At 66.8% G+C, this 11127-nt stretch carries 10 protein-coding genes and 1 pseudogene; 5 read left to right on the forward strand and 6 right to left on the reverse strand.

Features of this window, described 5'->3' with window-relative positions; genetic code table 11:
• Nucleotides 1–43: 43 nt before the first annotated feature.
• Nucleotides 44–1738: pseudogene (gene fadD2 / locus A5650_RS22440) on the forward strand (long-chain-fatty-acid--CoA ligase FadD2); the annotation flags it as partial.
• 191 nt (nucleotides 1739–1929) lie between these two features.
• Nucleotides 1930–2709 carry an SDR family NAD(P)-dependent oxidoreductase gene (locus A5650_RS22445; RefSeq protein WP_067297012.1) on the forward strand — a complete coding sequence of 260 codons (780 nt, stop codon included), beginning with the start codon at nucleotides 1930–1932 and terminating at the stop codon, nucleotides 2707–2709.
• Here the strand turns inward: A5650_RS22445 and A5650_RS22450 are convergent.
• The 5 genes from A5650_RS22450 to A5650_RS22470 form a co-directional block, all read right to left on the reverse strand.
• Nucleotides 2706–3017: a hypothetical protein gene (locus A5650_RS22450; RefSeq protein WP_067297015.1), complete on the reverse strand. Its 312-nt coding sequence runs from the start codon at nucleotides 3015–3017 to the stop codon at nucleotides 2706–2708. The two genes, A5650_RS22445 and A5650_RS22450, sit on opposite strands and share 4 nt — an antisense overlap.
• A gap of 40 nt (nucleotides 3018–3057) precedes the next feature.
• A complete protein-coding gene (locus A5650_RS22455; RefSeq protein WP_231992736.1) occupies nucleotides 3058–3303 on the reverse strand; it encodes a hypothetical protein in 246 nt (81 codons plus the stop codon).
• Between the two features lie 89 nt (nucleotides 3304–3392).
• Nucleotides 3393–5597, reverse strand: a complete 2205-nt coding sequence (locus tag A5650_RS22460; protein ID WP_067297022.1) for an acyl-CoA dehydrogenase family protein — start codon at nucleotides 5595–5597, stop codon at nucleotides 3393–3395.
• A 9-nt stretch (nucleotides 5598–5606) separates the two neighbouring features.
• Complete coding sequence (locus tag A5650_RS22465) at nucleotides 5607–6626, reverse strand: 2-hydroxyacid dehydrogenase (RefSeq protein WP_231992738.1); 1020 nt, start codon at nucleotides 6624–6626, stop codon at nucleotides 5607–5609.
• Nucleotides 6602–7744, reverse strand: coding sequence for an alpha/beta hydrolase (locus A5650_RS22470; protein ID WP_067297026.1), 1143 nt, complete (start codon nucleotides 7742–7744; stop codon nucleotides 6602–6604). Before A5650_RS22470 ends, A5650_RS22465 begins: the two co-directional genes overlap by 25 nt.
• A 194-nt stretch (nucleotides 7745–7938) precedes the next feature.
• On the opposite strand from A5650_RS22470, the gene A5650_RS22475 reads away from it, so the two are divergent.
• Nucleotides 7939–8514, forward strand: coding sequence for a VOC family protein (locus tag A5650_RS22475; protein WP_067297029.1), 576 nt, complete (start codon nucleotides 7939–7941; stop codon nucleotides 8512–8514).
• Between the two features lie 5 nt (nucleotides 8515–8519).
• On the opposite strand, the gene A5650_RS22480 is transcribed toward A5650_RS22475, so the two are convergent.
• Nucleotides 8520–9137 (reverse strand): TetR/AcrR family transcriptional regulator, encoded by a 618-nt coding sequence (locus tag A5650_RS22480; protein ID WP_067297033.1) that lies wholly within the window; start codon nucleotides 9135–9137, stop codon nucleotides 8520–8522.
• An 80-nt stretch (nucleotides 9138–9217) separates the two neighbouring features.
• Between A5650_RS22480 and A5650_RS22485 the strand changes: the two genes are divergently transcribed.
• Complete coding sequence (locus A5650_RS22485) at nucleotides 9218–10108, forward strand: oxygenase MpaB family protein (RefSeq protein WP_067297037.1); 891 nt, start codon at nucleotides 9218–9220, stop codon at nucleotides 10106–10108.
• Between the two features lie 52 nt (nucleotides 10109–10160).
• The gene (locus tag A5650_RS22490; RefSeq protein WP_067297041.1) at nucleotides 10161–11051 is read left to right on the forward strand and encodes a class I SAM-dependent methyltransferase; all 891 of its coding nucleotides are present in this window, start codon (nucleotides 10161–10163) and stop codon (nucleotides 11049–11051) included.
• The last annotated feature ends 76 nt before the right edge of the window (nucleotides 11052–11127 follow it).

Raw genomic sequence — 11127 nt, forward strand, 5'->3', positions numbered from 1 at the left:
GTTTCCCGGCCGCACTGCGACGCGGGTCACATATGGTGGGGTCATGGCCAGACTTCAGGAGCTCCCGCTGCAAGCGTTCGCCAAGGCTCAGCAACTCGTCGAACGCGGGTCGGCCGAGCTGCACTACGCCGCGAAGATGTTCGGCGCGGGTGCGTTCAAGATCGAACCACCGCAGAATGTCGCCGCGATGCTCGCCGACATCCGGCGGTGGGGCGAGTTCGGGATGATCCCGGCGCTCAATGCCCGACGTACCCCCAACGGGACGGCGATCATCGACGACTTCGGCGAGATGACCTTCAAGGAACTCGACGATGCCGCGCATTCGGTGGCCAACGGGCTGCTGGAGAAGGGCGTCAAGGGTGGTGACGGCGTCGCGATCCTGGCCCGCAACCACCGGTGGTTCCTGGTCGCGCTGTACGGCGCCGCGCGCACCGGCGCCCGCATCATCCTCCTCAACAGCGAGTTCTCGGGCCCCCAGGTCAAGGAGGTGTCCGAACGCGAAGGCGCGAAGCTGATCATCTACGACGACGAGTACTGCGAGGCCGTGTCGAAGGCCGACCCGCCGCTGGGCAAGTTGCGCGCGCTGGGTGTGAACCCCGACGCAGATCAATCGTCGGCCTCCGCCTCCGGCGACGAGCCGTCGAAGAGCACCGACGAGACGCTCGAGGACTTCGTCTCGCGCCACACCGGTAAGCCCGCGCCGAAGGCGACCAAGCACTCGTCGGTCATCATCTTGACCAGTGGTACGACGGGAACGCCCAAGGGTGCCAACAGAAGTACGCCGCCGACCCTGGCCCCGATCGGTGGTGTGCTGTCGCACGTGCCGTTCAAGGGCGGCGAGGTCACCGCGCTTCCGGCGCCGATGTTCCACGCGCTGGGCTTCCTGCACGCGACGATCGCGATGATGCTGGGCACCACGCTGGTGCTGCGCAGGAAGTTCAAGGCCGCCAAGGTGCTCGAGGACATCGAGAAGCACAAGGTGACCGCCATCGTGGTGGTGCCGGTGATGTTGTCGCGCATCCTCGATGCGCTCGACGGCATGGACCACAAGCCCGATCTGTCCTCGTTGCGGATCGTCTTCGTGTCGGGTTCACAGCTGGGCGCGGAGATGGCGCAGCGTGGGCTCAAGGCGCTCGGACCGGTCATCTACAACCTGTACGGGTCGACCGAGATCGCCTTCGCCACGATTGCGCGGCCCCAGGATCTGGAGAAGAACCCGGCGACCGTCGGGCCGGTGGTCAAGGGCGTGAAGGTCAAGATCCTCGACGACGACGGCAACGAACTGCCGCAGGGCGAGGTCGGGCGGATTTTCGTCGGCAACTTCTTCCCGTTCGAGGGCTACACCGGCGGTGGGCACAAGCAGATCGTCGACGGGCTGATGTCCTCGGGTGACGTCGGCTACTTCGACGAGAACGGCCTGTTGTATGTCAGCGGCCGCGACGACGAGATGATCGTGTCCGGCGGCGAGAACGTGTTCCCGGCCGAGGTGGAGGACCTGATCAGCGGTCATCCGGAGGTCGTGGAGGCCACGGCGGTCGGTGTCGAGGACAAGGAGTGGGGCCATCGGCTCCGGGCCTTCGTGGTCAAGGCCGACGGCGCCTCGATCGGCGAGGACGAGATCAAGCATTACGTCCGCGAGCACCTCGCTCGCTACAAGGTGCCCCGCGAGGTCGTCTTCCTCGACGAGCTGCCGCGTAACCCGACCGGAAAGATCCTGAAGCGCGAGTTGCGGGACATGGACCTGGACGGAGGCGGTGAAAAGACAGCCGACGGAGGCGGCGAAAAGGCAGAAGCCGACGGTAAGGGCAATAAGAAGGGCAAAGCCGACGGCGAAAAGGCCGAGGCCGACGGTGCGGAGAAGAAGTCGGGCAAGAAGGCGGACGCCAACCAGTCGGAATAGTCGCGCCGCCGCCGAGGTAGTAGCAGGGCGTGAACATTGATCTGTCTGGAAAGACCGCGCTCGTCACGGGGTCGACCCAAGGCATCGGGCTGGCGATCGCCGAGGCCCTGGCCAACAGTGGCGCACGCGTCGCCGTCAACGGCCGCAGCCGCGAACGCGTCGACGAGGCCGTTGCGAAGCTGGACGGCGACGTGCTCGGCGTCGCGGCCGACGTGGCCACCGAGGAGGGCGCGGCCGAGCTGCTCGAGCGGCTACCGGACGTCGACATCCTGGTCAACAACCTGGGCATCTTCGGCGCAGTACCGGCCCGCGAGATCACCGACGAGCAGTGGCGTACCTATTTCGAGGTCAACGTGTTGGCAGCAGCCCGGCTCATTCGTGCTTATCTGCCGGCCATGACCGAGCGGGGCTGGGGGCGGGTCATCCAGATCGCCAGCGACTCCGCGCTGGTGATACCCGAGGAGATGATCCATTACGGCGTGTCCAAGACCGCGCTGTTGGCGTTGTCACGAGGGTTCGCCAAGGATGCGGCGGGCTCCGGTGTCACGGTCAATTCCGTGATCGCCGGGCCGACACACACCGCGGGTGTCGAGGACTTCGTCTACCAACTCGTCGACAAGTCGTTGCCATGGGAGCAGGCGCAACGCGAGTTCATGCGTGAGCATCGGCCGCAGTCGTTGTTGCAGCGGCTCATCGAACCGGCCGAAATCGCCAATCTGGTCACCTATCTCGCGTCGCCGCTGGCATCAGCGACGACGGGAGCGGCGGTGCGCGTCGACGGCGGCTACGTCGATTCGATCGTGCCCTAGTCGGCCATTGCGGCCGCGCCGGGAATGGCCAGACACACGAGCATCAGCAGGAGCAGGAACCACCCGGCGCCCTGCCACTGCACCCAGGCGCCCTCGGCCTTCCACTCGCGGTACGTCCTGACGAACGCGCCGACCCCGCCGAGGAACAGGATGGCCGGGACGGTCGAGGCGGCGACGATCGAGGTCTTCGAAACGACCGCGTAGATGACGAAGGCGAGGGCGGCGACCGCGACCACCACCGCCGTGTAGATGGCGGCGGCCCGAAACGCTCCCGGCCGGTCCCAGCGCTTCTCGACGTCGTTGGTCATGACTCAATAGTTGCCTTCGAGGAGATCAATAAACGTTCCATCAAGGCCCGTTGACGTACCACGACAGGCATCCGGGGATGTCGCGGCACGCGATCACGGCGGTCTGGTCGGGAGGACCGCCGCGGACCTTCGGCGGCCGCTTACCGAAGTTGCAGGAAGTCGCCCACGGGTTGCCCGGGATGATGCCGGGATAGCACGGCGCAGCCTGCTCGCGCGGTGCAGGACCGTCGCCGATGACCGTCGGCGCGACGAACAGCCCCGCCATCGCCGCGGCACCCACAGTCACGCGGGCCAGACGAATACCGCAGCTGCTCATCACTTCCGCCAAACATCGGGCCGTGAACTTGATTCCAGGCTACGCCCGTGGCGAGCGCCTTACGGATCGCGCGGCAGTCCCAACAGGCGCTCGGCGATGATGTTGAGCTGCACTTCGGTGGTCCCACCGTAGATCGTGGTGGCCCGACTGCCGAGCAGGTACTCCGCCCATCGGCCGGGTTCCTGCTTCGGATCCCCGATCGCGCCGTCGGTGCCGAACGACGACACCGCGAACTCCGCGTAGCCCTGGCCGGTCTTCATCGACAGCAGCTTGGAGATCGCCGCCGCGGGCATCGGATCACCACCGGCCAGCGTCAGCAGCGTCGAACGCATGTTGAGCACCTTGGCAGCATGGCCTTCGGCGATCAGCCTGCCCGCGGAATTCTGCTCGATCTGGTCGAACTGACCTTCCTGGAGGAACGTGATGAAGTCGGCGAGGCTGGCGAGGAACGGCGGTTCGCTGCTGCCAATCGAAACGCGTTCGTTGGTCAGCGTGTTCCTGCTGACCTCCCAGCCCCGGTTCACCTCGCCGAGCACCATCTCGTCGGGCACGAAGACGTCGTCGATGAACACGGTGTTGAACATCGCGTTGCCGGTCAGCTCGCGCAACGGCTTGATCTCGACGCCTTCGCTGGCCATGTCCAACAGGAAATAGGTGATGCCGTTGTGCTTGGGCGCATTGGGATCGGTGCGCGCGAGCAGCGCGCCCCACTGCGAGAACTGCGCACCCGTGGTCCAAATCTTCTGCCCGGTGATCCGCCAACCACCGTCGACCTTCGTCGCCTTCGTCGTCAGGCTGGCCAGGTCCGATCCCGCACCCGGCTCGGAAAACAGCTGGCACCAAATCATTTCGCCACGGAACGTCGGCGGCAGGAAGCGCTGCTTCTGCTCGTCGGTGCCGAACGCCACGATCGAGGGGATGATCCACGCCGCGATGCCCATCTGCGGGCGCTTGACCCGACCGGCGTCGAACTCCTGGGCGATGATGATCTGCTCGACGGGGCCGGCCGCGCGTCCCCACGGCTTGGGCAGATGCGGCTGCACCCAACCACCCTCGGCGATCGCGACGTTGCGCTCTTCGCGCGAAATGGCCTTGAGCGCAGCCACTTCCGCGCGGATCTCATCGCGCAGCTTCTCGGTGTCGGGATCGAGGTCGATGTTGAGTTTGCGCATCCCCGTGGTGGTCGCCACGTCGACGACCTGCTGCGGGTAATCGGCGTGCCTGCCGAAGCCGGCCGCCAGCACCAGCGCGCGCCTGTAATAGACGTTGGTGTCGTGCTCCCACGTGAAGCCGATGCCACCGTGCACCTGGATGCAATCCTGGGCGCAGTGCTGGCCCGCTTCGGGCGCCAGGGTGGCCGCCACAGCCGCGGCGAACTCGAAAGCGGCTTCGGTCGAACCGGTTTCGCGGAACTCGTCGATGGCCCGGGCGGCATCCCACACAGCTGCGGTGGCGCGCTCGGTGTCGGCGATCATCGAAGCGCACTTGTGCTTGATGGCCTGGAACTGACCGATGGGCCTACCGAACTGTTCGCGGATCTTGGCGTATGCGGCGGCGGTGTCGGTGGCCCACCGGGCAACGCCGACGCACTCCGCGGACAGCAACGTCGAGATCAACGCACGTGCCAGCGGGCGGCTCAGGTTGCTCAGCACCCGGTCGTCGCCCACCTCGACGGCGTTGGCGCGTACGTGCGCGACGGGCCGCAGCGGATCCAGGCTCGTGACGGGTTCGATCTCCAGCTGGTCGGCGTCGAGGACCACCCACTCTTCGCCGCTGTCGATAGCGACGGGCAGCACCAGCAGCGACGCCTGCCCGGCGACAGGCACGGCGCGCACCTCGCCGCGAATGACCAGCCCGGCCGCTTCGCCTTCACCGTGGCGGGTGGCGGTCAGGCTGGAATCGATGGCGTAGGTCGCGATCGTCGCGCCGGAGGCGAGGTCACCCAGTTGCGGGGCGTTGGGGTCGTGGGCCGCGATCAGCGCGCTGGCGATGGCCGACGGCACGAATGGCCCCGGGACGGCGCCGTAGCCGAATTCGGCGGCGACGATGGCGAGCTCGAGGATTCCGAAGCCTTGTCCACCTACGTCTTCGGACAGGTGCACACCCTGCAGGCCCTGTTCGGCCGCGCCCTTCCAGTAGGGCGGCGGGTTCGGGATCGGTGTCTCCAGGGCCTCGTGCAGCACCTCAGACGGTGCCACCCGAGCGACGAAGGACCGCACCGAGTCGGCCAGATCGTTGTGCTCAGGACTGATTGCAATGGGCATACGTGCACCTCACTGTGACGGAGTGTCCCTATTAACCGGTCGGTTGGGAGACACGATACCGTTCACGACGTTGGCCAGTTCACGGCCGTCCCACAGGCGGCGACAGTTGTCGACCGCGTGCTCCAGGTACCGACGCATCGTGTCGACGGTGTACCAGGTGACGTGCGGGGTGAGCACCACGTTGTCGAGCGACAACAACGGATTGTCGGTCTCGACGGGTTCGGTCGCGAACACGTCGAGACCCGCGCCGGCCAACTTCTTCGCGCGCAGCGCGTCAGCGAGGGCCGTCTCGTCGACGATCGCGCCGCGGCTGGTGTTCACCAGCACCGCGCCGGGATTCATGCGGTTCAGCGCCGTGCGGTCGATCATGCCGGCCGTCGCATCGGTCAGCGGGAGATGAAGCGAGACGATGTCGCTGGCGGCCAGCAGGTCGGGTACCTCTCGCCAGCCGGGGTGCCCGTCGTCGCGCGTGCTGGTGTGCAACACCTCGGCGTCCATCGCCCGCACGATGTGCTCGACCTTTTTGGCGACATTGCCGTAGCCGATCAGACCCACGGTGCAACCGCCGATGTCGCGGACGGTCTCGCCCAGGCTCGGGTCGGACGGCCAACCTCGGCCCTCGCGGGTCACACGATCGAGTTCGGTCAGCCGGCGCAGCACGGCGAGCATCAGCAGCACGGTTCCCTCGGCGACCGATGGGGCGTTGGCCCCGGGCATGTTGGCGACCGCGATGCCCAGGTCAGTCGCGGTCGCCACGTCGATCGTGTTGACCCCGGCGCCCATCTTGTGCACCAGCCGGCAGCGTCGCGCTTCGGCGAGGTCGTCACCGGAGATCGGCCGCAGCACGTGCCAGATGACGTCGGCCTCGGAGAGTTCGCGGTAGAAGGCGGCCTCATCATCTTCCGCGCAATAGCGGATGTCGAGCCAATCGGACTGCGGCGCAACGAAGTCGATCGCCCTGGGGCCGGGAGTGAAATGGGCGAGGACCCTCAGCGGCTCGTTTGCTACCGCCACCGCTTCGCGATCCACTTCGCGATCGTATCGGCTTGTTCGCTGCGCGCCCCCGGCGTGGTGAAGTAATGGTCGGTGTCGATCGAACACTGGGCTTTGTCCGTGCTGGCCAACGCGTCGAAGATGTGCTCCGCGTCGGATGGGAACACGCCGGTGTCCTGATCGGCGTTGATGACCAGTGCCGGGCAGGTGATCCGGTTGAGGTGCGGTTCGGCGCGGGTCTGCGCGTAGCGCAGGCTCCACATGCCGATCCAGTTGCGTAGTGTGCAGGCCGCCGCGATGCCGCGGGCAGATCGGTTGGCCTGCACGGGGACTCCGGCGTAGCACATGTTCGCGGGCCGTTTCGTCGGCTCCAGCGTGGGGTCGACCATGCGCGGATCAGCCCACGTCCGCATCACCGTGAACGGGCGGTCGGAGAACCCCGCGGCCCGCACGTGCTCGAGTTCGGCCTCGGCCCAGTCCGTGATGGCGTGATTCCGGGCGACCTGGGCTGCGCGGTATCGCTCGACGAACTCCTCCGAGAACGGAGGGCCATTGCGTTCGTCGAAGAGGTCGAGATCGGGATCGGTTGCCACGGCGTCTGTTTCGTCGACGACCGACGCGTCCATCCAGGCTGTGAGCACGTCGGGGCGGCCGGGATGCGCGGCGGTCGAGACATAGCCGTCGGCGGGTAAGAGGTCGTTGAGTCCGCCGGCCGGGCGCATCCCAGGCAGCGGTGTCACGTGGGGATCGACGGCTTGCGCCTGGTAGGCCGCCATCAGCGATCCGCCGCCGGAGTTGCCCAGAAGCACAACGGTTTCCACGCCGGCAACCTCGCGCAGCCACCGCACACCGACACCGATGTCGACGAGCGCATGGTCGAGCAGGAAGCTGCTCTCGAACCCGCGATAGCGCGTGTTCCAGCCCAGGAACCCGATTCCCCGGGTGGCCATGTAATCGGCGAGATAGTGCTCCGAGAAGTCGATCTGATAATGCGTGGCGATCATCGCGACCTTCGGTTTGCGTCCGACGCCGCGGTGGTAGATGCCCTGACAGGGGTGACCGCCCGCACCGGCGCGGCGGGCGGTGGGGGAGTCCAGGCCGACGAACTCGCGGGTGACGCCGGGGGTTGCGGTGGTCGACGGTGTTTTGGTCATTCGAGCCCCCCGGGATCGGCCGAAAAATCAAGGGATGCAGGCTGTTCTGCGATCTTGAAGATCGGCCCGATCGGCAGCGGGACGCGCGGGACGATCGTCATAGCGGTGCCGGTCCGTTCGTCATTGCTCGTGATTGCCCCTGATGCTAAGTTCGATTTGCGTTTCTGGCCAGAGATTCGCGCTAGGAGGCGCCCGTGATCAGGCCCGATAATCCCAACACCGAGTTCGAACTCGGCGGTATCAACCACGTAGCGTTGGTGTGCTCGGACATGGCGAGGACCGTCGACTTCTACAGCAACGTCCTCGGAATGCCGTTGATCAAGTCGCTCGACCTGCCGGGAGGCATGGGTCAGCATTTCTTCTTCGACGCCGGAAACGGCGACTGTGTCGCGTTCTTCTGGTTCGCCGACGCGCCCGACCGGGTTCCCGGCGTCTCCTCTCCGGAGGCCATCCCGGGCATCGGGGACATCGTCAGCGCCGTCAGCACCATGAACCACCTGGCGTTCCATGTGCCCGCCGAGAAGTTCGACGAGTATCGGGAGCGGCTCAAAGCCAAGGGTGTGCGGGTCGGCCCGGTGCTCAACCACGACGACAGCGAGGCGCAGGTTTCACCGACCGTGCATCCCGGCGTCTACGTCAGGTCGTTCTACTTCCACGACCCTGACGGCATCACGCTCGAATTCGCCTGTTGGACCAAGGAGTTCACCGAGCGCGATGCGAAGGCGACACCCAAGACAGCGGCGGACCGGCGCCCGAGAGTGACAGCCTGATCGGATCAGGCGTCGGTCGTCGGCACTCCCGAAACCGCATCGATGTTCGCCGCGAGACGGTCGACGAGTTGGTCGGCGTCGAGTTCGAGGTGCCCCGCCAGCCACGCACTGATGCTCTGCCCCACCCCGCCGACCGCGAAATGCGCGGTCGCCTCGTCGAGTTCGTTGTCGGGCGGAACGACGCTGCCCGCGTGCTGCAGCAGTAGGTGGGCGAACAGGGCCGTGGACTCGGCGCGTTTGCGCACGATGACTGTGTTCGACAATTGGACGCTGAACACCAGACGTCCCACCCGCGGATCCGCGGCGACGGTCCGCACGATGTTGTCCATCGCCGCGCGGGAGCCCTCACGCAGCGGTGCGGCGGCGACGGCCGCCTGGGTCGTCGCGGCGATGTCCGCGATCACCCAGTCGTAGACCTGCGCGGCGAAGTCGTCCTTGTCGGTGAACGTCTCGTAGAAGTACCGGACCCCCAGCCCGGCCTGCGCGCAGATGGCGCGCACCGTCAACTCGGCGGGGTCACCGCCCGCCCCGAGCAGCTCGAGCCCGGCCTCGAGCAGGCTCTGCCGCCGTTGCGCCCGGCGTTGGGCCGCGTCTACGCCGCGGTAGGGCCGGACCTGTGCCATGGCTGTCATCTTGACACCCGGTGCCGACCCGGGGCAATATCAGGAAACACGTGTTCTCACATTTGTGATAGGGGTTCCCGATGGTCACCCAGCCGATCGACCACGTCGGACGACCGGTCAACGACGCGCCTCTGCCGGGGCGCAAGCTGCTCCGCGACGTGTCACCGGAGGACGCGATGCTGGGCATCGGGTTGTTGTCCGGACCGGCCAACGTGATCATGGAGCTCGCGCGCCCGGGAGTCGGCTACGGCGTCAAGGACAGCCGCGTCGAAAGCGGCCGGGCCGACCGGCATCCCGTCAAGCGCGCGCGGACCACGTTCACCTACCTCGCCGTCGCGCTGGCGGGCACCGACGAACAGAAGGCCACGTACCGGCGCGCGGTCAACCGGTCGCATCGCGAGGTGTACTCGCTGCCGGACAGCCCGGTCGAGTACAACGCGTTCGACAAGGACCTGCAGCTGTGGGTGGCCGCCTGCCTGTACAAGGGCTTCGTCGACGTGTACCGCGTCTTTGTCGGCGAGATGGATGACGCGTCCGCCGACCGCCACTACCGCGACGGCGCGGCGTTGGGCACGACGCTGCAGGTGCCCGCAGAGATGTGGCCCGCCGACCGGAAGGCGTTCGACGAGTACTGGCAGCAGTCGCTCGACAAGGTTCACATCGACGACGCGGTGCGCGAATACCTGTGGCCGATCGCGGCGGGGCGCATCGGCAACCTCAAGTTGCCGGCGTGGCTGCAGAAGCGCACCGACGCGGTCAACCTCTTCATCACGACCGGCTTTCTGCCGCAACGGTTCCGCGATGAGATGGGGCTGCCGTGGAGCGCGGCCGAACAGCGGCGGTTCAACCGCGTCATGCGCCTGCTCGGCCGCATCAACAACGTGATGCCACGGTTCGTCCGCCAGTTCCCGTTCAACGTCCTGCTCAAGGATCTGGACTGGCGCGTGCGCACCGGCCGTCAGCTGGTGTAGTCAGTCGGTCCTGCTCAGCCAGCTGTCAGAATCGCGGCGTACAAAGAGGTACATGCGTACCGATAACGACACGTGGGACATCACCACGAGCGTCGGCTCGACCGCGTTGTTCGTCGCCGCGGCCCGCGCGCTCGAAGCGCAGAAGCGCGCCCCCCTTGTCATCGATCCGTTCGCGGAGACATTCTGTCGCGCCGTAGGAGGTGAGTGGGCCGATCTGCTCGACGGCGGCGCGCCCGACCACGCTCTGCGCACCGACGACTTCGGCGCGCATTTCGTGGACTTCCAGGCCGTCCGCACCAAGTACTTCGACGACTACTTCCGCGCCGCGGCCGACGCCGGAGTGCGGCAGATCGTGCTGCTGGCAGCGGGGCTGGACTCCCGCGCGTATCGCCTCGACTGGGCCGACGGCACCGTGGTCTTCGAGTTGGACCAGCCGCGGGTGCTCGAGTTCAAGCGGCAGGCGCTCGACGGCCACACCCCGCGGGCCGAGCGCCGCGAGATCCCGATCGATCTACGCGATTGTTGGCCGCGAGCACTGCGCGACAACGGATTCGATCCGCACGAGCCGTCGGCCTGGATCGCCGAGGGCCTGTTGATTTACCTGCCCGCCAGCGCCCAGCGCGAGCTGTTCACCGGGATCGATTCGCTGGCCGCCACCCGTAGCCACGTCGCCGTCGAGGAGGCGGCGCCCATGGACGCGGCAGCCTTCGAGGCGAAGAGGGAAGAGGAGCGGTCCGTCGGTGGCGAGGACAAGTTCTTCAGCCTGGTCTACAACGAGCAGCACCAGCCGGCCGCACAGTGGTTCGGCGCCCGCGGTTGGCGCGCCAAGGCCACCCCACTCGTCGACTATCTGCGCGAGCACGGCCGACCGGTGCCCGAAGAGGGTTCGGAGGCGGGAACGATGACCGGCACGATATGCCTGGTGAGTGCCATCAGATCGTGAGCCCGCTCACTCGCCGAGGCCCCGAGGTGCATCTGTACAAGTTAGCTTAGTCAATGCTAACTTCGCCCCGTAAAGT

This window comes from Mycobacterium sp. 1164985.4 (genome assembly GCF_001668575.1).
Lineage (GTDB): Bacteria > Actinomycetota > Actinomycetes > Mycobacteriales > Mycobacteriaceae > Mycobacterium.